Annotated in this window: 20 protein-coding genes and 1 pseudogene; 10 read left to right on the top strand and 11 right to left on the bottom strand. The window is 62.3% G+C overall.

The window, feature by feature from the left end:
* Positions 1–295: 295 nt before the first annotated feature.
* Both EN885_RS06775 and mntR read right to left on the bottom strand, forming a co-directional pair.
* Positions 296–484, bottom strand: coding sequence for a hypothetical protein (locus tag EN885_RS06775; protein WP_095488927.1), 189 nt, complete (start codon positions 482–484; stop codon positions 296–298).
* Between the two features lie 95 nt (positions 485–579).
* A complete protein-coding gene (gene mntR / locus EN885_RS06770) occupies positions 580–1,035 on the bottom strand; it encodes a manganese-binding transcriptional regulator MntR (protein WP_164897566.1) in 456 nt (151 codons plus the stop codon).
* A gap of 246 nt (positions 1,036–1,281) precedes the next feature.
* On the opposite strand from mntR, the gene EN885_RS06765 reads away from it, so the two are divergent.
* The 3 genes from EN885_RS06765 (at position 1,282) to EN885_RS06755 (ending at position 4,300) form a co-directional block, all read left to right on the top strand.
* Positions 1,282–2,649, top strand: a complete 1,368-nt coding sequence (locus EN885_RS06765; protein ID WP_128243288.1) for an Nramp family divalent metal transporter — start codon at positions 1,282–1,284, stop codon at positions 2,647–2,649.
* 60 nt (positions 2,650–2,709) lie between these two features.
* On the top strand, positions 2,710–3,540 hold the full coding sequence (locus tag EN885_RS06760) for a protein-L-isoaspartate O-methyltransferase (protein ID WP_128243287.1): 831 nt from the start codon (positions 2,710–2,712) through the stop codon (positions 3,538–3,540).
* Between the two features lie 106 nt (positions 3,541–3,646).
* Entirely contained in the window at positions 3,647–4,300 is a 654-nt protein-coding gene (locus EN885_RS06755) for a dihydrofolate reductase family protein (protein ID WP_126105343.1), read from the top strand.
* Positions 4,301–4,367: 67 nt separating this feature from the next.
* Here EN885_RS06755 and EN885_RS06750 read toward each other — a convergent pair whose 3' ends face one another.
* Positions 4,368–5,237, bottom strand: a complete 870-nt coding sequence (locus tag EN885_RS06750) for a LysR substrate-binding domain-containing protein (RefSeq protein ID WP_128243304.1) — start codon at positions 5,235–5,237, stop codon at positions 4,368–4,370.
* A 98-nt stretch (positions 5,238–5,335) separates the two neighbouring features.
* Between EN885_RS06750 and EN885_RS06745 the strand changes: the two genes are divergently transcribed.
* The gene (locus tag EN885_RS06745) at positions 5,336–5,935 is read left to right on the top strand and encodes a LysE family translocator (protein WP_128243286.1); all 600 of its coding nucleotides are present in this window, start codon (positions 5,336–5,338) and stop codon (positions 5,933–5,935) included.
* Between the two features lie 77 nt (positions 5,936–6,012).
* On the opposite strand, the gene EN885_RS06740 is transcribed toward EN885_RS06745, so the two are convergent.
* Positions 6,013–6,807, bottom strand: coding sequence for an SDR family oxidoreductase (locus EN885_RS06740; protein ID WP_128243285.1), 795 nt, complete (start codon positions 6,805–6,807; stop codon positions 6,013–6,015).
* 218 nt (positions 6,808–7,025) lie between these two features.
* Here EN885_RS06740 and EN885_RS06735 point away from each other — a divergent pair, with 218 nt between their 5' ends.
* Complete coding sequence (locus tag EN885_RS06735) at positions 7,026–7,484, top strand: MarR family winged helix-turn-helix transcriptional regulator (RefSeq protein ID WP_128243284.1); 459 nt, start codon at positions 7,026–7,028, stop codon at positions 7,482–7,484.
* 28 nt (positions 7,485–7,512) lie between these two features.
* Here the strand turns inward: EN885_RS06735 and EN885_RS06730 are convergent, their stop codons facing one another.
* Positions 7,513–8,691, bottom strand: a complete 1,179-nt coding sequence (locus tag EN885_RS06730; protein ID WP_127204725.1) for an MFS transporter — start codon at positions 8,689–8,691, stop codon at positions 7,513–7,515.
* A gap of 198 nt (positions 8,692–8,889) precedes the next feature.
* Between EN885_RS06730 and EN885_RS06725 the strand changes: the two genes are divergently transcribed.
* The 4 genes and pseudogenes from EN885_RS06725 to carB all read left to right on the top strand — a co-directional run bounded on the left by EN885_RS06725 (position 8,890) and on the right by carB (position 14,957).
* The gene (locus EN885_RS06725) at positions 8,890–9,246 is read left to right on the top strand and encodes a helix-turn-helix transcriptional regulator (protein WP_128243303.1); all 357 of its coding nucleotides are present in this window, start codon (positions 8,890–8,892) and stop codon (positions 9,244–9,246) included.
* Positions 9,247–9,334: 88 nt separating this feature from the next.
* A pseudogene (locus tag EN885_RS06720) lies at positions 9,335–10,092 on the top strand (metallophosphoesterase family protein).
* Positions 10,093–10,305: 213 nt separating this feature from the next.
* Positions 10,306–11,244, top strand: coding sequence for an SH3 domain-containing protein (locus tag EN885_RS06715; RefSeq protein ID WP_128243283.1), 939 nt, complete (start codon positions 10,306–10,308; stop codon positions 11,242–11,244).
* A gap of 215 nt (positions 11,245–11,459) precedes the next feature.
* The gene (gene carB, locus EN885_RS06710) at positions 11,460–14,957 is read left to right on the top strand and encodes a carbamoyl-phosphate synthase large subunit (protein WP_128243282.1); all 3,498 of its coding nucleotides are present in this window, start codon (positions 11,460–11,462) and stop codon (positions 14,955–14,957) included.
* Between the two features lie 722 nt (positions 14,958–15,679).
* On the opposite strand, the gene EN885_RS06700 is transcribed toward carB, so the two are convergent.
* The 4 genes from EN885_RS06700 to EN885_RS06685 all read right to left on the bottom strand — a co-directional run bounded on the left by EN885_RS06700 (position 15,680) and on the right by EN885_RS06685 (position 17,752).
* The gene (locus tag EN885_RS06700; protein WP_128243280.1) at positions 15,680–16,384 is read right to left on the bottom strand and encodes a hypothetical protein; all 705 of its coding nucleotides are present in this window, start codon (positions 16,382–16,384) and stop codon (positions 15,680–15,682) included.
* Positions 16,385–16,627: 243 nt separating this feature from the next.
* Positions 16,628–16,891: a RidA family protein gene (locus EN885_RS06695; RefSeq protein WP_245493013.1), complete on the bottom strand. Its 264-nt coding sequence runs from the start codon at positions 16,889–16,891 to the stop codon at positions 16,628–16,630.
* A gap of 6 nt (positions 16,892–16,897) precedes the next feature.
* Entirely contained in the window at positions 16,898–17,362 is a 465-nt protein-coding gene (locus EN885_RS06690; protein ID WP_128243279.1) for a DUF6644 family protein, read from the bottom strand.
* Positions 17,363–17,752 (bottom strand): DUF6152 family protein, encoded by a 390-nt coding sequence (locus EN885_RS06685; protein ID WP_128243278.1) that lies wholly within the window; start codon positions 17,750–17,752, stop codon positions 17,363–17,365.
* A 421-nt stretch (positions 17,753–18,173) separates the two neighbouring features.
* Here EN885_RS06685 and EN885_RS06680 point away from each other — a divergent pair, with 421 nt between their 5' ends.
* Positions 18,174–18,494, top strand: a complete 321-nt coding sequence (locus tag EN885_RS06680) for a DUF1476 domain-containing protein (protein ID WP_126105334.1) — start codon at positions 18,174–18,176, stop codon at positions 18,492–18,494.
* Positions 18,495–18,617: 123 nt separating this feature from the next.
* Here EN885_RS06680 and EN885_RS06675 read toward each other — a convergent pair whose 3' ends face one another.
* On the bottom strand, positions 18,618–19,169 hold the full coding sequence (locus EN885_RS06675) for a DUF4142 domain-containing protein (protein ID WP_128243277.1): 552 nt from the start codon (positions 19,167–19,169) through the stop codon (positions 18,618–18,620).
* Between the two features lie 292 nt (positions 19,170–19,461).
* Positions 19,462–20,205, bottom strand: coding sequence for a DUF899 family protein (locus tag EN885_RS06670; RefSeq protein WP_128243276.1), 744 nt, complete (start codon positions 20,203–20,205; stop codon positions 19,462–19,464).
* Positions 20,206–20,419: the final 214 nt, after the last annotated feature.

Below are 20,419 nucleotides of genomic sequence, written 5' to 3'. Positions count from 1 at the left end.
GTGTCTCGGCTCGATCGGACTGATAACAATTATCCCAACGGCTGAGGCAAGTCACAGAATTTTTCGCATGAAAGGCACGAGCGCAGCAACGTTACAGCCGCCTTCCGTTTTCCCCTTTTTTGCCGACATCCCTCGCTGTGCGAGGGACCAGGCGGCGTCGTGCTCGTGGACGAAGTTCCGCTCGCACTGTCGCCATGCTGCTCGCCAACCTTGAGTGAGTTACACCACCGTCCATTTGGCGCCCGGTTCCACGCTGCGGACACTCTGTCAGCGCCTTTCTGGCTCTTGGCTACGCTCAGATCTTCTGCTTGGCGCCAGCGCTCTTGCCGTCCGAGCTTTTCGAGCGCTCCTCGAAGCGGGCCGCACTCTTTTTGAGCGGGCGACCGGTATCCGCTTCCGTCTTGCGCTCGTCCTTCGCCGCAGCTTGCTTCAATCCCTTGGCAGCTTGCTTGCCCTTCGGTGTCGGTGCCTGTTCAACGCCCATCGTATCCTCCTCGGCCTCGCGCCATCGCGTGGCACGATCTCAAACGCAGCGGCAACGCGGCGGTTCCGGCAGGACTGTCGACAATGGCTGTAGACTTAGCGTGTCGCCGTCATCGCCTTGCGAAACGCTTCAAGCGTCTCGGCGCTGACATGGTGCTCGATGCCCTCGGCATCGATGCGCGCCGTCTCGGCGCTGACCCCGAGCGAGCGCAGGAAGGCTTCCACCGTCTGGTGGCGAATGCGGCTCTCCTCCGCGACCTTGCGGCCGGCATCGGTCAGGAACACGCCCCGGTAGGGTTTCCTCGAGACGAGCCCGTCCGCGCACAGTCGCGTCAGCATCTTGGCGACGGTCGGCTGGGCGACGCCGAGCCGCGCCGCGATGTCGACCTGGCGCGCCTCGTTGCCGTCCTCAATCAGGTCGGCGATGAGCTCGACATAATCCTCGACCAGCGCGCTGCGGCGCGCTTCACGCGTCTGCCTAAATCCCTCCGAGTGAATTTCGGCGTCAGGCAGCGGCTTTTCGCGTGGAACCGGTCTGTTTTTCAGCGCCAATACGCGCTCCTCCTCGTCTGTCAGCGAATGGGCCGGCATTTGCACATTCATAGCACGGGCTTCCATTCTTCTGGCCGTTTATTTGCATTCGACGGCAGGCGCAACCAGCGTTTCCGATTCACCCGTGCGTCGCCAGCAGGGGCATTATTCAAAAGCACAAACAATAAAACATAGCATATTGCATAATGTTCAGCCCTGACATAGATAGAAACGGCAACTTAGACGATCCAGCGGAAAATCCCCCAAATGTCAGAAGCCGAAGCCGCAGCAGCATCCCGAACCATGTGGCGATTTGCCCGGCCGGAAGAGGACGAGCAGCCAAGCCTGCGCGAGGTCAACGCCTCGATCGCGGTGCCGCAGTCGGGCGTCTGGTTTCGCCGGCTGTTCGCCTTCATGGGGCCGGGCTACATGGTTTCGGTCGGCTATATGGATCCGGGCAACTGGGCGACCGACCTCGCCGGCGGCGCCCAGTTCGGCTACACGCTGCTCTTCATCATCATGCTGTCGAACCTGATGGCGATCCTGCTGCAGGCGCTCGCCGCCAGGCTCGGCATCGCCACCGGTCGCGACCTCGCCCAGGCCTGCCGTGCCTACTATCCGCGGCCGGTCAATTTCATGCTGTGGATCGCCTGCGAGCTGGCCATCATCGCCTGCGACCTGGCCGAGGTCATCGGTACGGCGATTGCGCTGCAGCTGCTGTTCGGCATTCCGCTGATCGGCGGCGCCGTCTTGACCGCCCTCGACGCTTTCCTCGTTCTGCTGCTGATGAACAGGGGCTTCCGTTACCTCGAAGCCTTCATCGTTGCGCTTTTGATCATCATCTTCGGCTGCTTCGCCATCCAGATCTTTGCCGCCGCTCCGCCGGTCGGCTCGATCCTGCATTCCATGTTCGTGCCGTCGTCGGAGATCGTCACCAACCCGGCGATGCTCTACATCGCCATCGGCATCATCGGCGCCACCGTGATGCCGCACAATCTCTATCTGCATTCCTCAATCGTGCAGACCCGCGCCTATGAGCGCACCGAAGCCGGCAAGCGCGATGCCATCAAATGGGCAACGATGGACTCGACCATCGCCTTGATATTGGCGCTGTTCGTCAACGCCTCCATCCTGATCGTCTCGGCGGTGGCTTTCCATGGCACCGGTCATCACGACGTCGCCGAAATCGGCCAGGCCTTCGAGCTTCTCTCGCCGCTGCTCGGCCTCGGCATCGCTTCGATCCTGTTTGCCGTGGCGCTGCTTGCCTCCGGCCTGAACTCCACGGTGACGGCGACGCTCGCCGGCCAGATCGTGATGGAGGGCTTCCTGCGCCTGCGCATTCCGCAATGGGCGCGCCGCCTGCTGACGCGCGGCATCGCCATCGTCCCGGTGGTGGTCGTCACCGCGCTCTATGGCGAGAAGGGAACCGGCCAGCTCCTCGTCTTCAGTCAGGTGATCCTGTCGATGCAATTGCCCTTCGCGGTGATCCCACTCGTGCAGTTCGTGTCGGACAAAAAGAAGATGGGCAATCTCGCCATTCCGCGGGGCGTCGCCGCGCTTGCATGGGTGGTCGCCGCCCTCATCCTGGTGCTCAACTTCAAGCTGCTCTACGACACCGTCGCCGGCATTGGCTGAAAGTTTCTCTCAGCCAGGGCGGACGCGACAAATCGTCAATCCGCGCTATCTTGCCAAGCCATGACGCGGATTGCCGAAGCTCGAAAATTCTACGCGCGACTGATGGCTGCCAATGCAGGTTCGGCCGATCCGCGTCTCGAAGGCGTGTTCGCCGCGGTGGCGCGCGAAGTTTTTCTCGGGCCCGGGCCGTGGATGGTCGTCGCCGGCAACGGCAAGGTCGAAACGCCAACTGCCGATCCTGTTCACATCTATCAGAACGTGCTGGTAGCGCTTGACGCTGACAAGGGCATCAACAATGGCGAGCCGTTTCTGCACGCCATGTGGATCGGCAAGGTGGCGCCAAAACCCGGCGAGACCGTCACCCATGTCGGCGCAGGCACCGGCTATTACACAGCTCTGTTGGCACGGCTGGTTTCACCGGGCGGCGCAGTCACAGCGTTCGAACTGGAATCCAGTCTCGCCGACCGCGCGAGAAAGAATCTCGAAGCTTATGACGAGGTGGCTGTCATCCATGGCGATGCGGTCATCAGCGGCCTGCCACCGTCCGACATCATCTATGTCAATGCCGGCGTCGCGGCACCTCCGGCCGAGTGGTTGAAGGCGCTGAAACCCGGCGGCCGCATGGTCTTTCCGTGGCGTCCGGCGGAGCGCGTTGGCCTCGCGGTGATGGTGACCCGCACGGATAAGGGTCTTGCCTGCGATCCGTTCATGCGGTCATGGTTCATCCCTTGCATCGGCGCCTCGCTCGCAAGTTCCGCGGCGAAAATCGACCGCGAAAGCGCGGCTCGCAGCCGTTCGATCTGGCTAACGAGCGAAGCGGCCCCAGATAGGACCGCCACTGCGATCATCGGAGACGTCTGGTTCTCGTCGCGGAGCATCGGGCCTTCGTGAACCGGAATGCCGGAAATTTTTCCGGCCCCTGTCGGACCGGCGTCCATTCGCGCGTCCTTTGGCCGAACTCGGCCTAAACGGCACGGAAAATGAAAAGGGAGAATCCATGAGGAAGATCATCACTGCGACATTCGTCAGCCTCGACGGCGTCATGCAGGCGCCTGGCGGGCCGGAAGAAGACCCGGTCGGCGGCTTCGAATTCGGTGGCTGGACGTTCCATTACTGGGACGACGTCGGAGGCGCCTTTATTGGTGAGACCTTCGCAAAACCCTTCGCGCTGCTCCTAGGCCGCAAGACCTACGACATCTTCGCCGCGCATTGGCCGTACCAGAAGAGCGGTCCGATCGCCGACAGCTTCAACGCCGCCACCAAATATGTGGCAACGCACCGGCCCGATACGCTGTCGTGGCAAAACAGCCAGTGGCTCGGCGACGACGTCGTGGCCGCACTGCGCCAGCTCAAGCAGGAGGACGGCCCGGACCTGCTCATCCAGGGATCGAGCGAACTCATCCAGACCTTGCTCGCCAATGACTTGATCGACCAGATCAGCCTGCTGACCTTCCCGCTGGTGCTTGGCAAGGGTAAGCGGTTGTTCGGCAGCGGCGCAATTCCGGCGGCCTTCAAGCTGAGCCGCTCACAGGTATCGACCACCGGCGTCATCATGGCGACCTATGAACGTGGCGGTGAGATCAAGACCGGGTCTTTCGCCCAGGAACAGCCGTCCGAAGCCGAGATCGAGAGACGCCGAACCTGGAAATAGACGACCGCGCGCTGCGTTAACAACAAGGGGATGACCGACATCGGCCGTCCCTTTGCCATTTTGCCGATCACGCCGCCTGTTGCCGCCGCGCCAGCCCGTCGCGGATGCACGCGGCAAACTCCCGCGCCGCCGGCCCGACACCATGCTTCGGCAGATGCAAATTGATCGAGAAATTCGGCAAGGCCGGCAGCTCCGGATCGGCGGCCAGGATGTCGAGATCGCCCGGCACGGTGGAGGCCAGCCAGGTCGTGACGGCCAGGTCCGAACGCACAGTCGCCGTCGTCGCGTCGAGGTTGCCGTTCTCGAACACGGTCCGCCATTCCAGCCCATGCTCGTTGAGCGCCGCCAGCACCGCCGGGCGGAAGGCGCAGGTGTCGGCCACCATCGAAACCGGCAAAGGCCGCTTGCGGCGGGCTATGCCGCCTCTCGCGCCGACCCAGACCAGCCGGTCGATGGCGAGACATTCGCCGGCGGACGGACCGACCGGTTCCTCGATCACGGCAAGGTCTATCGTGCCAGTCGCCAATGCCGCCGAAAGCTCTGGCGACGAGGCGCAGACCAGCGAAATCTCGACCTGCGGATAGGTCTCGGCATAGGTCTTCAGCACCGGCGCAAGCATGGTGCCGACAAGATCGTACGGCACGCCGAGCCGCACCTCACCAGCGACCGCGCTGGTCGCCATCTCGGCCCAGATCTCGTCGTTCAGGGAGAGCAGGCGCTTGCCCTTGCCGAACAGTCGTTCCCCGGAACGGGTCAGTCTCAGCCCGCGCCGGTCGCGCTTGAACAGGCTGCAGCCGAGAACCTCCTCCAGCCGCTTGATCTGCTGGCTGACGGCGCCCTGCGTCAGATGCAGCGCGTTCGCAGCCGCCGTCATGCTGGCCTTGTCGGCGACGGTGACGAAGGTCCTGACCAAGGCCGTGTCGAGATTGCGGATCATGGTTTGCATTATATTCTCTAATGCCAACCATAGCAAACATTGCATTTACTGATGCATAACAATGCTTAGCATGCTGGATTCTCAACAGAGGAAACAGCATGTTTGAGGCCATCCTTCCGCTCGTCCTGTTTGCGCTGGTCTCGACCTCCACGCCAGGCATGGCCACGACCTTGTCGACAGCGTCGGGCTCGCAGTTCGGCTTTCGCCGCTCGGTTCCGCTGATGGCCGGAAGTGCTGCCGGCCTGGCCACGGTGGCCGCGGCAGGTGCGGCCGGGCTCGCCGGCCTGCTGGCGGCGGCTCCGTCCCTGCAGCTGGCGATGAAGATAGCCGGATCGCTCTATCTGATCTGGCTCGCCGTCAAGATCGGCCGCAGCGGTCCACCCAATCTGGACGTGACCATGGCAAAGCCGAACAGCTTTTTCGGTGGCGCCAGCCTGCAATGGATGAACCCCAAGGGCTGGGCGATGGGATTGGGGGCGGCGGCATCTTTTGCCGCGCTCGCCAATGGACCGCTGCAGCTTGCCCTGCTACTCGGCGCGGTCTTCGGCCTGGCAGCGGCGCTGTCACTGTCGGCGTGGTGCGTGGCCGGCGCGCTGCTCGCCCGGTTGCTCAGAACCGAGCGGCAGTGGCGAATGCTCAACATCATGCTCGGCCTGCTGCTCGCCGCCTCGATCATCCCGATGTGGCGAACAGCCTAAACGCCTGAGTTCCTCTCCCCACCTCTGTGGGGGCGAGGAACCCAAATTTTGCGAGGGCGCCTATCCCTCCTCGGCTCTCAAGCCGCGTAGCGTGCCGCCGGTTTGTCAGCATGCAAGCTGCCATAGAAGGCTTGCCGAGCGCCAAGGAAGATGTCCAGCTTGGCCGCATCGGCAAGCGCCGGTGCGGTGACGGCTTCACCCCTGGCAAGGCCGACAAGTGCTGCATCCACCAGATCGTCGGCCGTCATGATGATCTCCTTCGGGAGGCTGTCGATATCGCTGCCCGCAAGTTCCCAGAACTCGGTTCGCGTGGCCCCTGGCAGCACCACCTGCGCCTTCACCCCGGTGCCGGTGACTTCGCGCTGCAAGGCTTCGGTGAAGTTGACGACATAGGCCTTGGTGCCGCTGTAGATACCGCCGAACGAGGTGTCGAAGGCCAGCACCGAGGCGATGTTGACGATGGCGCCGCGGTTGCGCGACAGCAGTCCCGGCAGGACCGCGCGCGTCAGCCGGGTCAGCGCCACGACATTGACCTTGATCATCCGCTCGGCCACGTCGGCGTCGGCCGTTGCCACGACTTGCGCGCCGCCAAGTCCGGCATTGTTGACCAGTAGCGTCACGCTGTCGTCGGCTGATATCACCTGCTCGACGCGGCGCACATCGTTGTCGTCGGCAAGATCGGCGCTGATCACACCGACTTTGCGGCCGTATTCGGCGCGCAGCTTGCCGGCCAGGTCCTCCAGCCGCTCGGCGCGCCGCGCCACCAGCACCAGATCATAGCCCTGCCCCGCCAACCGGTCCGCATAAACAGCGCCGATGCCCGACGAGGCGCCGGTGACAACCGCCGTGCCCTTGTTGTTCTGTCCACTCATTGTCCTGTTCCTTTTTTTCGGATGATCTGCTTCGCTTCGAACTGGTGCAGGCACTGTGGGGACCGCCCTCGCCTTGCCGGCAAAACCGTGCGATTCAATTAGTGGCATATGCCACTGTTTTCGAAGTAGGTATATGCCACTATCTTGTCAATGATTGACACGGGGATTATTTGTGAGGCAGCGAACGGGCATCATGTCGCCGTCGCCAAGGACCCATCATGTCGAAAGACACCCTTCCGGGCCTGACCCTTTGCAACAACGCCGTGCTGCGCCGCGCGACGCGCAAGCTTGGTCAGTTCTACGACGATGTGGTCGCCCCGTCGGGCCTGAAGGCCACTCAGCAAGGCCTGCTCTACCAGATCCATATCGGAGACGAGCCGGCCATGGGCGCCATCGCCGCGGCCCTGGTCATGGACCTGTCGGCGCTCGGCCATACGCTTAAGCCGCTGATCCGCGACGGTTATGTCGAGACTTTCACTGATCCGGATGACCGCCGTATCAAGCGCGTGCGGCTGACGCCGCAGGGCCTGATCAAGCTCGAAGAGGCCATGAAGCTGTGGCACGTCGCCCAGCAGCGTTTCGAGGACGTGGTCGGCAAGGAGCAGGCGGCAATGTTGCGCGCGGCGCTGGACGACATCGCCGCGCTGGAATTTGGTATACCGCCGGCAGCGCCCTGAGGTCTCGAACAGCGGCGGTAGCCAGAACTTATTCCGCCGGCATTGCCACCGCCCGGGCCGCCCGGTGGCCGGCCAGCATGACGCCAAGACCCAGGATCGGGAACACTGCTGCGACCAGGCCGAGATCGGCCGGCGCGCCATAGCGCAGCACCGCGCCGCCGACCACGGCGCCCAGCGCCACGCCGAGATAGAGCGCCGAGCCGTTGAGCGACAGCACGATGGGTGCTGCGTCGGGCGCCAGCCTGATGATGCGGCTCGCCTGCGCCGGCGGGAAGGCCCAGCCGACGATACCCCACGGCACCATCATCGCCATCAGCGCCGGCCCGGCGATGCTGTGCGGCAGGAATGCCGGGATAACCGAGAGCATGACCAGCATCACGGCGCTCAGCGCCAGCGACCAGCTGACGGTGCGCGTCGCGCCGAAGCGGTCGGCCGCCTGCCCGCCGGCAATGTTGCCGATGACGGCGCCGACGCCGAAGGCAAGCAGCATGCCGGGCAGCGCGATCGGGCTCAAGCCCCCGCCTTCGATGGCTAGCGGCGCGACAAAGGCAAAGACCGTGAAGGCGCCGGTGAGCGCCAGCAGCGTGGTCAGCAGGATCGATGGCACGCCGGGGCGAAGGGTTGCGGCCAGCCGCTGTCTGAGCGGCAGCTTGGTGCCGACGATGCCGCGCGGCAGCCGGTACCACAGGATGGCGCCGGCCAGTGCGCCGAGCCCGGCGATGGCAAAGAACGTGCCGCGCCAGCCGGCAACGGTCGCGACAAGTGCACCGAGCGGCGCGCCGACCGCCACTGCGACCGTGGTGCCGCCGACGACAACGGCAATGGCGCGGGCGCGGTGATGATCATCGACAAGCGCCACGGCCGTCCCTTGCGCCGTCGCCGCGAACAGGCCGGACGACAACGCCATTACGATGCGCGCGATCAGCAGCAATTCGAAAGAGGAACTCAGCGCCGCCGCCAGATTGCCCAGCACGAAAAACACCAGCGTCCACAAGATGACGCGCCGCCGGTCCCATTCGCCGGTAAGTGTCGCCAGGATCGGCGTACCGAGCGCATAGGCGAGCGCGAAGGCGGTGATCAGCGTCCCGGCGAGTGGAACGGAGATGGCGGCATCGGCCGCGATGTCGGGCAACAGGCTTGAAATGACGAAGCCTTCGGTCGCGATCGTGAATGATCCGAGCGCAAGCCAGATGAGACGCTTGTCCATGGATTCTTCCTTAGTTCAAAATTTATTGAACAATTGAACATAACAGGGCATCATGTCAATGTAACCTCGCGAAAATAGCTGACCCCTGCTGACAGCCCTGTGTCAGGACAGGGCATGAATGTAGAAACTATGTGCACTCGCCAAAGGAGGAGATGCGTTGAAATCGGCCCCGATTGCGCTTAATTCCTGGGCATGACCCTGCCCCTGCCCCATCCCACCGCCGACCAGATCAGCCTGCCGAACGTGCTTGCCGTGCTCGGCGATCCCACGCGGCTGGCCATCGTGCGCTATCTCGCCAGCAAAGAAGGCGTGCCGCTGAACTGCAGCCAATTCCTCGATCTCGGCTCGAAGACCAATCTGAGCTATCATTTGGCCAAGCTGCGGGAGGCCGGCGTGACCCGCGCCGAGGTGGTCGGCACCAGCCGGCTGATTACACTGCGCCGCGACGACCTCGATGCCCGCTTTCCGGGCCTGCTCGACAGCGTCATTGCAGCTACCGTCGACGATACTGCACTGCCCGCAGTCGGCGCCAACGAGATCGAAATCCACGCCTGAGGCTGTTCCTCGCCCCGTAACGGGGAGAGGACCAAAATCCTGCCAGGCCCTTCCCGACCAGTCATTCGACCCCAACGGAGCTAACCATATGCGCATTGCGGTCCTCGCCGATATCCACGGCAACGTCCTCGCCCTGGACGCCGTGCTCGACGATCTGCGGCAACGCGGCGGCGCCGACCTTGTCGTCAATCTCGGCGATTGCGTCTCCGGCCGCTCTGGCCGCGCGAAACCATGGAGCGGCTTGAAGCGCTCGCCCTGCCGACGGTGCGCGGCAATCACGACCGCCGCGTCGCCCGCGACACCGCCGATGAAACCATGTGGCCGTCCGACCGCTACGCGCAGGAACGGTTGACATCGGCTCAGCGCGAAGCGTTGTTCGCCTTGCCCCTCACGCTGGAGATCACCCCTGGCGTGATCGCCTTCCATGCCCGGCCCGACCACGACGAAAAATATCTTTCCGATACGATAGCCGACGGTCAGCTGGTGCGCGCGCCGCTGGCCGCCATCAAGCGACGGCTGGGCGCGCTCGATCCCGCTTGCCGCATCGTGCTGTGCGGCCATAGCCACCGCAGCGAGCTGATCCGTATCCCCGACGGCCCGGTCGTCTTCAATCCGGGCAGCATCGGCTGTCCCGCCTATGACGATTCGACACCACCGGCGCATGTTTCCGAGCAAGGCTCTCCGCATGCACGCTACGGCATCGTCCAACTGGGTGAGCCGGGCCGCCCCGACCGCTTCGAGGCCATCGCCGTCGATTATGACCACGAGGCGGCGGCGCGGCAGGCCGAACAGGCGGGACGGCCGGAATGGGCCCACGCGCTACGCACCGGATTTATGCCAGGCTGAACGCGGAACGCGTTCAGCCCGGCTGAGCGAGGCACGAGCTCATGCCAGGCTGAGTGAGCTCATGCCGCCCGGCTGGACCGTCTTCATGCCAGGGTCGCATTTTCGGGCTTACATAGCGCCATGTCGTCCCTTATAAAATCGAGCTGGCGTCCGGTGGCGTTTCCGTACCTGGCCGCGCCTTCGGTAATGCATCTATCGCCCACGGCCAAAATGATGAGGCGCACAGTTACGCTCCGAACGACGCTGTACGCGCTGATTGCCGCCCCTCTCCTGCTGGCTGCGCTGCCGGCCACGGCCGAGGAGGCGCCGGTCGTTTCCATCGTGACCGACCTCGCTCCAGGCGATCTCCTGAACGTCCGCGCCACGGCATCGGCGATGGGCAAGATCCAGGCTCGACTGCCGAATGGTACGAGCGTCAACAATCTCGGCTGTAATGACGTCAATGGCTACCGCTGGTGCAAGGTCGCGGAGATCGACAACCCGCAACTGACCGGATGGGCCCCCGCGCGCTACCTGAACCCCGAGAATCCGGCGGCCGTTGCGGATGCGGATACCGAAACGGCCGGCGAAGGCACAGCCCCAGCCGGGGCCTCGAACCCGGCAACCGCAGATCAGCCGCTGCCGGACCTGACGGCGCGCCTGGGCGCGACCGGTCCCGAAACCATGATGACGGCGGCTGAGGCAATCGGCAGGGCCGCCATCGAGGATGCCTTGGCGCTCGCTGCCAGCGGAAATCCTTCGACGGGGGAGATGCAGGTGTCCGCAGCGACGGAGCCCGTCCAGAGCCGCGCCGCCAATACGGCGCCTCCGGCCGACGCCCAAACCGTTGCGCGGCTGCAGCCGCCAGGGCCGCCAGTCCCTGGTGCCCGCAACGAGATTCCTTGCGCGCGCTATGTCGGCCAGCCGATGACCAGATGCGGAGCCAATGTCGAGCGGCTGGCCGACGGCAAAGCCAATGTGACGGTGACCTGGCCCGACGGCGGCACGCGCGTCATCAGCTTCGCCGCCGGCCTGCCGACCAGTTCCGATGCATCAGGCGAATTCCGCTTCACCCGCGAAGGCACCCTGAACATGATCCGCGTAGGCGTCTCCGAACGCTTCGAGATCACGGATCAGTTGGCTGGATTAGGGAATAAGGCAGTAGGGCAGTAGGGTAGTATGTTTAAAGGCGCTCGAACCTCTGCCCTACTGCCCTACTGCCCTACTGCCCTACTCCCCTACTCCCCTACTCGCATTTTAGGGGGTTACATCAGGCAAAACTCTTCCCTATAAGGCCCTCCTAGCCTGATACCAGAATCGCGAGCACAACCGGCCGGGTCTTCCCGTCCGGTTTTTCGTGCAAGCCGCCTGCCGAACGGACCCTCGATATGCCAAGACGCACCGACATCAAGTCGATCCTGATCATCGGGGCCGGCCCCATCGTCATCGGCCAGGCCTGCGAGTTCGACTATTCCGGCACCCAGGCCTGCAAGGCGCTCAAGGAAGAGGGTTTTCGCGTCATCCTGGTCAATTCCAATCCGGCCACCATCATGACCGACCCGGAGCTGGCCGACGCCACCTATATCGAGCCGATCACGCCGGAAGTGGTGGCCAAGATCATCGCCAAGGAACGGCCCGACGCGCTGCTGCCGACCATGGGCGGCCAGACCGCCCTCAACACCGCTCTGTCGCTGCGCCGCATGGGCGTGCTCGAGCGCTACAATGTCGAGATGATCGGCGCCGACGCCACGGCAATAGACAAGGCCGAGGACCGCGCGCTGTTTCGCGAGGCGATGAAGAAGATCGGCCTGGAAACGCCGAAGTCGATGCTGGCCAACGCCACCGACGTCAAGAACGCCGACCGCAAGACGCATGAGGCCGAGCGCGCCGCGTTGAAGGCCGAGAAGCCCGAAAACCTCGACGCCGCCCTCGACGCGCTGGAAACCCGCTGGAACCTCGGCGAGGGCGACCGCAAGCAGCGCTATATCAGCCATGGCATGGCGATCGCCGCACAGGCGCTCGACCATGTCGGCCTGCCCGCCATCATCCGCCCGTCCTTCACCATGGGCGGCACCGGCGGCGGCATCGCCTACAACCGCGCCGAATTCTACGAGATCGTCCAGTCCGGCCTCGATGCCTCGCCGACCACCGAAGTGCTGATCGAGGAAAGCGTGCTCGGCTGGAAGGAGTATGAGATGGAGGTCGTCCGCGACAAGGCCGACAACTGCATCATTGTCTGCTCGATCGAGAACATCGACCCGATGGGCGTGCACACCGGCGATTCGATCACCGTCGCCCCTGCCCTGACCTTGACCGACAAAGAGTATCAGATGATGCGCAACGCCTCGATCGCGGTGCTGCGCGAGATCGGCGTTGAGACCGGCGGCTCCAACGTGCAGTTTGCCGTCAACCCGGCCGACGGTCGCCTGGTGGTCATCGAGATGAACCCGCGCGTCTCGCGCTCGTCGGCTCTCGCCTCCAAGGCGACCGGCTTTCCCATCGCCAAGATCGCGGCAAAACTCGCCGTCGGCTACACGCTGGACGAGCTGGAAAACGACATCACCGGCGGCGCGACACCGGCCTCCTTCGAGCCGTCGATCGATTACGTCGTCACAAAAATCCCGCGCTTTGCCTTCGAGAAATTTCCCGGCGCCGAGCCGGTGCTGACCACGGCAATGAAGTCGGTCGGCGAGGTCATGGCCATCGGCCGAACGTTCCAGGAATCGCTGCAGAAGGCGTTGCGCGGACTGGAAACCGGCCTCACCGGCCTCGACGAGATCGAGATTCCCGGCATCGCGCACGGCGCGGCCAGCCACGCGGACGATCGCAACGCCATTCGCGCCGCGCTGGGCACGCCGACGCCCGACCGGCTGCGCATGGTGGCGCAGGCGATCCGCATGGGCACCTCGCTCGAAGACGTGCACGCCATGTGCAAGATCGACCCGTGGTTCCTCGAACAGATCGCCGGCATCCTGGCCATGGAGGACCGCATCCGCGAACACGGCATTCCTGGGGATGCCGCCAATCTGCGCATGCTGAAGGCGATGGGTTTTTCCGATGCCCGCCTCGCGTCGCTGGTCAGGAAAGACGTCGAAGAGATCCAGAAGATACGCGACAAGCTAGACGTTCACCCCGTCTACAAGCGCATCGACACCTGTGCCGCCGAATTCGCCTCGCCCACCGCCTACATGTATTCGACCTATGAGGTGCCTTTCGCCGGCGCGCTCGCCAACGAGGCGCAGGTGTCGTCGCGCCGCAAGGTCGTCATCCTCGGTGGCGGCCCGAACCGCATCGGCCAGGGCATCGAGTTCGACTATTGCTGCTGCCACGCCGCCTTTGCGCTGCGCGACGCCGGCTTCGAGGCGATCATGGTCAACTGCAATCCGGAGACCGTCTCGACCGACTACGACACTTCGGACCGGCTCTATTTCGAGCCGCTGACGCCGGAGGACGTGCTGGAGATCCTGCGCGCCGAACAGGCCTCAGGCGAGCTGGTCGGCGTCATCGTCCAGTTCGGCGGCCAGACGCCGCTGAAGCTGGCCGATGCGCTGGAGAAGGCCGGCATTCCGATCCTCGGCACCTCGCCCGACATGATCGATCTGGCCGAAGACCGCGACCGCTTCCAGAAGCTGTTGCACAAGCTCGGCCTCAGCCAGCCGAAGAACGGCATCGCCTATTCGGTCGAGCAGGCCCGCCTCGTCGCCGGCGAGCTCGGCTTCCCGCTGGTGGTGCGCCCGTCCTATGTGCTGGGCGGCCGCGCCATGCAGATCATCCACGACGAGAGCATGCTGCAATCCTACCTGCTCGACACCGTGCCCGGCCTGGTGCCGGAGGACATCAAGCAGAAATACCCCAACGACAAGACAGGCCAGATCAACACGCTCTTGGGCAAGAACCCGTTGCTGTTCGACACTTATCTGTCAGGCGCCATCGAGGTCGATGTCGACTGCCTGTGTGACGGCAAGTCGACCTTCGTCTCCGGCATCCTGGAACACATCGAGGAGGCCGGCATCCATTCGGGCGACAGCGCCTGCTCGCTGCCGGTGCATTCGCTGCCTTCGGAGCTTGTCGACGAGTTGGAGCGCCAGACGGCGGCGCTTGCTCGCGCGCTCAATGTCGGCGGGCTGATGAACGTGCAATATGCGATCAAGGACGGCACCGTCTATGTGCTGGAGGTAAACCCGCGGGCGTCGCGCACCGTGCCTTTCGTCGCCAAGACCATCGGCCGGCCCATTGCGAAAATTGCCGCCCGCATCATGGCCGGCGAGAAGCTGGAAGACGCCTTCGCCCATTACGGCGCCATGCCCGATCCCAGAAATCCCGGCCACATCGCGGTCAAGGAAGCGGTGTTCCCCTTCGCCCGCTTCCCCGGCGTCGACATATTGCTCGGCCCGGAAATGCGCTCGACCGGCGAAGTCATGGGCCTCGACCGCGACTTCGCGCTGGCCTTCGCCAAGAGCCAGCTCGGGGCGGGTGTTGATCTCCCCCGCGCGGGCACGCTGTTCGTCTCGGTGCGCGACGAGGACAAGAAAGGCATCCTGCCGGCGGTCAAGCGCCTCGCCGGCCAAGGCTTCAAGGTGCTCGCCACGTCAGGCACCGCGCGCTTCCTCGCCGAAAACGGCGTCGCCGCCGAGAAAATCAACAAGGTGCTGGAAGGCCGCCCGCACATCGAAGACGCCATCCGCAACCGCCAGGTGCAGATCGTCTTCAACACCACGGACGGGCAAAAGGCGGTGTCGGACTCCAAATCGCTGCGCAGGGCGACGCTGATGCAGAAAGTGCCGTATTACACGACGCTGTCGGGTGCGGCTGCCGTGGCGGAGGCGATTGCGGCGCTGCGGGCGGGGAGTTTGGAAGTGCGGCCGCTGCAGGAGTATTTTGCCTGAGGGCACTATTGAATGCCAACTAGCGTGCCAGAAATTGCTTCGTATTATCTATAACCTCTACCAAATTCTGGATTGGAGCTATCTCCCACGTCTGGATGAACGCTCTGGACAGAAACAGATTCAACTGTCCTGGCTGTGTCGTCGGTGGCAGCTTTGAACCATCTACTTCCTTGGCTTTGTTGAGAACGGAAAATTGAATCTGGCGAAGATAGTATATGTCGTTATATAGAAAGTTTAATATGTCACAAGATCGAAACATAACGTTTAAAGATAATTTTCCATCTCTGTATTTAAAATCTCCACTCGTAGGGCACGGAACGTAGCCAGGCCATCTTTTATTGTACAAATCAGACGGTCTAAAGAAAGTAAAAACATGGGTACTGGCACGCGGAAATGCAGAGACTTCACTTATTAGCTTTTCAATTTGGTTGATGGCATTCAATGGGACGGGTCTCGAAGTCGTGTCCGGAAAGTTCTCCAGCCGGCTGCGATAGCTAGGTTTGCTAACTCGGTCCTTCTCCGAGGTATAGACGCGAGCCGTTCTTTCTATCGCCTTTATTCCTCGAATACCAAGTAGCTCACCGTACTCGTAACGTCGTTCAGAGAAATACGTAAAGCTCTCCGACGAATACGGTATAAATATAACCAGCGGGCTGATCTCCAGAGATCTCTTGACGCGCTTGCCGTGCAAAAAAACTTCGGAGATCGCCTCACAGCAGGCGTCAGTTTCCGATTTTGACGTTATTGCGTATGTCATTAATTATTTCTTTTGCAGGTGAACACATCAGAACGACCAAGGCCAGACCGAAGAAAAACATCGATGTGACAGTTCCCCTCTTTGTGACATTATACATCTTCTTCAAATTAACCTGCCGATAATTTTGCAAAAGGTACAAAATAAATACCTGTTGAAGGTCCTCCTTTAGTAGGACTTTGCAGTCTAAAGATCCCGAAATAGCCTTCAAGAAATCCCTAAAATTTCTCCTAACATCATCGACCGCTGCCTCCTTATCCTCATGCCCGAACAGAACGTCAAGATCGTCAACAATATCACCGGAAACCGTGTATCTGTAGTACCAGCTTTTAATGTCAGCGGCTTTTCTATAAGGATGATTTTTCTCTGAAACTTGAGTGTACATCACGATCAGGCGGCATGCTGTAATTCCAAGTACTATTAGGCCTAAGCCAAGAAAGAAAACAAAATATTTAGATCCCCCAACTGAATTAACTATTGCCGCCGCAGCAGCAACAAAGGATAGCATTCCCAACGCAGCCTGAAACAATTTACCGCGCTGGTCTTCATACCAATCGTGGCGGCCAACGGCGTATTCAATCATGCGATAGGCTCTATCTTGCAAATCGCTAGTTGCGCCGAGTTCATATTCGGCAGCGACCTCAGATAATTTTTTGCGAATTCGAGGCTGCATAGTTGGCCTTTGATGCGAGTGTATAGATGAGTCTCGATGTCGATTAGAGCATACAAGACGCGTCACCACATCCACATATTGTTATCGAGGTAGCGTCCCATAAACTCGCGGTTGATCATGTGGTTAGCGTTGCTGCTGTCCTTGGCGAAGTCGCGTTGTGGCCGAGCTGCATCTCGCCGCCGTCCTCGACCAACGTCAGCTCGAAAAGGGAACGGTCGCTCCCCTCACGCCACCGCCACATACTCAATCTTGATATCGAACTCCATCGGCCATGACGCCACCGGCACGAAGCTGCGCGCCGGTGGGTTCGTCGAAAATACTTCGCATAGACCCGGTTGATGGCGTTGTAGAAACCGGAATTGACGGCATAGATGCGCACATTACCACGCTGTCGAGCGAGGTGCCCACCGCTTCCAGGCAATGTTTCAGCGCCTTCAGCGACGCCTCGGTCTGCGTTTCGATGTCGCCGCGCACCATCTCGCACGTTGCGAACGCCAGTGCCGTCACCCCGCCTCAGTTGAGAAACCCAATAAACCGTCCCGCGAAAAGCACCGACATCCAGAGCACCAGCGAGAGCACAGCCAGGATGGTGACCGTCCCGCTGGCCGGCTCGTCACCGCCTTTTGCGCGGCGCATGAAGATGAGGAAGTTGGCGCCGGCGAGGAGGATGAGCGTCATCTTGGTGAGGAAAATCGGCATCGCCGCATACTCGCTCGCCCTGACTGAAAAGAGCAGCGACCCCGTGACAAGCGCGCCGGCAAATGCGGTAAATGCGGTGCGGCGCAGCAGCGCGACGAATGGCGCCTGCGGCAGCGAGCGGAAGGCGCCCAAGATCCTGAGATCCATGAGCCAGACGCTGGTCAGCAGCGCGCCGATCGACATGATGTGCAGCGCATTGACGATGGGGTAAGCGATGAAGGAGGCTTTCAGTCCCCGCACGAAGGCGAGTTGCTCGATGCCGGCGAGAAACTCGTCCATTCAGGCTGGCGGCACGCGGTCGGGATAAACATCATACGTCTTGCCGCCGACGATGATCCGGACTGCTTTCATGCGCTTTTCTTTCTCGTCGAGCGAGCGGTTGCCGATCGCGGTCACCTCGTCGCCGACCTTGGCAACCTCCTCGGTGAAGCCGGCGGCAATCGTTCGGGACGGCGGCGCCATCTCCACCCGCCAGACCTCTCCGTCCGCGTCGACGTCCAGCGTGGCGTGCGGATTGCCGATATAGATGGCCGTGATTTTGCCCCGGAGTTCAAAAAAGCCGTCCTCGGTCCACGACCAGCCGTGATGGGCGTAAGCCGCGGTGCCGGCAGCAAGGATCACTGCCGCTGCCAGCGTGACGTTCCGAATCCCGTTGAAAGGTGACTGCATCGCTCGCCTCCTCGGCTCATCCCGTCAGTATTCGAGAGTAGGTCGCGGCGCGGTAACGTCAAATCACATCGGTGCGAAAGGCAGTTGGCGGAGCTGCCGATCTCCGGGGAGATGCCCGGCAGGACAGAGGGGGGTGCTGTCCCTCCGGCCTGTCAGCCCATCGCAGCCAAGCCCTCCGGCTGATTCCCGGCTGGGAATGGCTGAAGTTGGAGATCCGTCCCACCCCCCTCTGTCCTGCCGGACATCTCCCCCGCAAGGGGGGAGATCGGATGTGAGGGCGCAGCGCCAACCTGGAAGCGATTGTCCCGCGGAATGAACGGTCCGGTCTTGCTTATGACGTATATGCACGCCATGTTCGGCCCGCCGCTCTTCTTCTCCATCGGATGAAGGTCGGAGACTTAACACCTGAACGAGGCAAACCATGAGCAGTATTAGAGACCGTCAGGAAGGCTTCGAAAAGAAGTTTGCGATGGACGAGGAGACGAAGTTCAAGGCCATGGCGCGCCGTAACAAGCTGCTCGGCCTATGGGCCGCCGAAAAGCTCGGCAAGACCGGCGAGGACGCCGACGCCTATGCGAAAGAGGTGGTGCGCGCGGACTTCGAAGAGGCAGGCGACGACGATGTGTTCCGCAAGATACGCGCCGATCTCGACGCGGCGGGCGTCGCCCAGTCGGATCATCAGATTCGCAGCGCCATGGCCGAACTGTTGGTGACCGCGGTCGAGCAGATCAAAACCAGCTGAGAGCAGCGCCAGCTTAAAGCGCATCGCGACGCGCTTTAAGTTCTTGTTTTATGCATGTCGTTATCCCAAAACCGCTGCGCACCCTCGGGTCAGGCCCGAGGGCATGCTTTTGGGCGACATGCATTAGCTGTGGGCGGCCACCAAATCCTTTATGCGCTCTTCGTGCATCCGCAGCGTCGGTAGCGTCTTCTTGGCGAATTCCTTCAGCGCCGGGTCTTCGCCTGACCGCGCATAGGTGGAAAACAGCGCCAATGCCTGCTTGTGCGCCTCGGTCTGCAGGATGATGTATTTCGCCTGGAATTCATCGCCGTCGAGGGTCTTTAGCTGGTCCAGCATCGCCTGGTCTTTCGGCAACAAAGCGGGGCCGCTCGGTGTCACCGAGGCGGTGGTCTGGCTCTGTTCGAGAGCTGCCTTGAAGTCCTCACCAGCCTTGGTGTGATCTTTGACCATCAACGAGGCGAAATCCTTCACATCGGCGGCGACATTCTTTTGTTCGGCCAGCTTGCTGCTTTCAATCTCGAACCGGTTGGCGCTGGGGACGGTTTTGGTAAAGGTCTCGGTGTCGACCTTGGTTCCGGCGACAGCAGGTATATCGGCCGGCGCGGCGGACTGGGCGAAGGCCGTCGGCGCGGCGGCAAGCAGGGCAAGTGCTGCAATGGCAAGATGCGGTCTCATTGGAACCTCCGGGGTTTCATGTGTCCTCGGAGTTCCAACGCGACTCAAGCGGCGAAGTTGCGCGGAGATTGGAGCGTCCTCCCTTCTCCCCCTGTGGGAGAAGGTGGCCTCGCGCAGCGAGGTCGGATGAGGGGTGTTCCAGCTTGGCGTTACGCCCACTCACAACCGCCCATCAACGCCGAGACGGCGCACAATTGCCAGCGCCTCATTTCTTCCAACACCCCTCAACCGTCTCGGCGCTAACGCGCCGATCCACCTTCTCCCACAACAAGGGGAGAAGGCAGAGCCCGCCTCAGTGGCAGCACGCGCCGGCATACTGCAGCTGCTCGTCCCAGTTCGGCCGGCCCTCCGGCGTGAAATCCATCAGGTTCCACAAGGGCTCGCAAGTGCCGATGGCGCGCGGATCCTGGCCGGGTTCGGACGGCGCGAAGCCGAGCTCGGAACTCCAGAAATGGCGGATGCCGTCGGCATCGCGATGGAACACCGACAGCATCGGCAACTGCGCGCCATCGTCGGCCTCGGCGTGGTAGTCGCGCTTGAAGCTGTTGCCGGCCGAGGAGACCAGCCGCATGTTCGTCCAGCCGCGGTCGCGGCCAAGCGTGATCAGGTTTTCGAGCGCGGTCTTGCCCACCACGGCGAAATTGAAGCCGGCGGCCTCCAGATGGCCAATGGCGCCATCGAACTGGTCGAGCAGCGCCGTGCAGGACGGGCATGGCTGGTCGGCCCGCGCGAGCTTGGCCGTGCCGCCGCTTGTCGCCACATCGCGCGTCTCCTGCGGATGGCGCGGAAACATCATCGAGTAGACGATCAGCGTGTCCTTGCCAGGCGAGAACAGCTCCGACAGTTTTATGCGCGCCGGCTTGGCATCGGCGCCAAGCCCGTCGAACACATAATCCTCAGGCACCAGCCCGCCCTTGGGCAGCGCGCGGCGGGCGACGGCCACATCCTCCATGGCGCGGCGCAGCTCGATCTCCTTCTGCAAAAGGGTTTCGCGGGCGGCGCGGTATTCCTGGGATTCGTTGGGAAAGGTGATCATCGTCATCTCCATCTGTGGGGATTTTGACGACGCGCGCCAAGGTTCCGGCAACGCGCCTTGCCTCTCAAGGACGCATGGCGAAGGACGGTTCCGACATTTTTTTGCGCACACAGGCGGCAGAAGACCCCCTCACCCGGATTGCCAACCGAATTGCGAAAGGCAATTCGGGGCAATCCGACCTCTCCCCTCGGGGAGAGGTCGGATTGCCCCGAAT

The organism is Mesorhizobium sp. M6A.T.Cr.TU.014.01.1.1 (assembly GCF_004022765.1).
GTDB lineage: Bacteria > Pseudomonadota > Alphaproteobacteria > Rhizobiales > Rhizobiaceae > Mesorhizobium > Mesorhizobium mediterraneum.
Note: the sequence above shows the minus strand (reverse complement) of the source record. Positions and strands in the feature narration are given on the sequence as shown.

What these genes read in the sequence shown, in the direction of transcription:
- EN885_RS06775 (WP_095488927.1), bottom strand. Translation starts at nt 484, where the DNA reads ATGGGCGTTGAACAGGCACCGACACCGAAGGGCAAGCAAGCTGCCAAG.
- EN885_RS06765 (WP_128243288.1), top strand. Translation starts at nt 1,282, where the DNA reads ATGTCAGAAGCCGAAGCCGCAGCAGCATCCCGAACCATGTGGCGATTT.
- EN885_RS06760 (WP_128243287.1), top strand. Translation starts at nt 2,710, where the DNA reads ATGACGCGGATTGCCGAAGCTCGAAAATTCTACGCGCGACTGATGGCT.
- EN885_RS06755 (WP_126105343.1), top strand. Translation starts at nt 3,647, where the DNA reads ATGAGGAAGATCATCACTGCGACATTCGTCAGCCTCGACGGCGTCATG.
- EN885_RS06750 (WP_128243304.1), bottom strand. Translation starts at nt 5,237, where the DNA reads ATGATCCGCAATCTCGACACGGCCTTGGTCAGGACCTTCGTCACCGTC.
- EN885_RS06745 (WP_128243286.1), top strand. Translation starts at nt 5,336, where the DNA reads ATGTTTGAGGCCATCCTTCCGCTCGTCCTGTTTGCGCTGGTCTCGACC.
- EN885_RS06740 (WP_128243285.1), bottom strand. Translation starts at nt 6,807, where the DNA reads ATGAGTGGACAGAACAACAAGGGCACGGCGGTTGTCACCGGCGCCTCG.
- EN885_RS06735 (WP_128243284.1), top strand. Translation starts at nt 7,026, where the DNA reads ATGTCGAAAGACACCCTTCCGGGCCTGACCCTTTGCAACAACGCCGTG.
- EN885_RS06730 (WP_127204725.1), bottom strand. Translation starts at nt 8,691, where the DNA reads ATGGACAAGCGTCTCATCTGGCTTGCGCTCGGATCATTCACGATCGCG.
- EN885_RS06715 (WP_128243283.1), top strand. Translation starts at nt 10,306, where the DNA reads ATGAGGCGCACAGTTACGCTCCGAACGACGCTGTACGCGCTGATTGCC.
- carB (WP_128243282.1), top strand. Translation starts at nt 11,460, where the DNA reads ATGCCAAGACGCACCGACATCAAGTCGATCCTGATCATCGGGGCCGGC.
- EN885_RS06700 (WP_128243280.1), bottom strand. Translation starts at nt 16,384, where the DNA reads ATGCAGCCTCGAATTCGCAAAAAATTATCTGAGGTCGCTGCCGAATAT.
- EN885_RS06690 (WP_128243279.1), bottom strand. Translation starts at nt 17,362, where the DNA reads ATGGACGAGTTTCTCGCCGGCATCGAGCAACTCGCCTTCGTGCGGGGA.
- EN885_RS06685 (WP_128243278.1), bottom strand. Translation starts at nt 17,752, where the DNA reads ATGCAGTCACCTTTCAACGGGATTCGGAACGTCACGCTGGCAGCGGCA.
- EN885_RS06680 (WP_126105334.1), top strand. Translation starts at nt 18,174, where the DNA reads ATGAGCAGTATTAGAGACCGTCAGGAAGGCTTCGAAAAGAAGTTTGCG.
- EN885_RS06675 (WP_128243277.1), bottom strand. Translation starts at nt 19,169, where the DNA reads ATGAGACCGCATCTTGCCATTGCAGCACTTGCCCTGCTTGCCGCCGCG.
- EN885_RS06670 (WP_128243276.1), bottom strand. Translation starts at nt 20,205, where the DNA reads ATGATCACCTTTCCCAACGAATCCCAGGAATACCGCGCCGCCCGCGAA.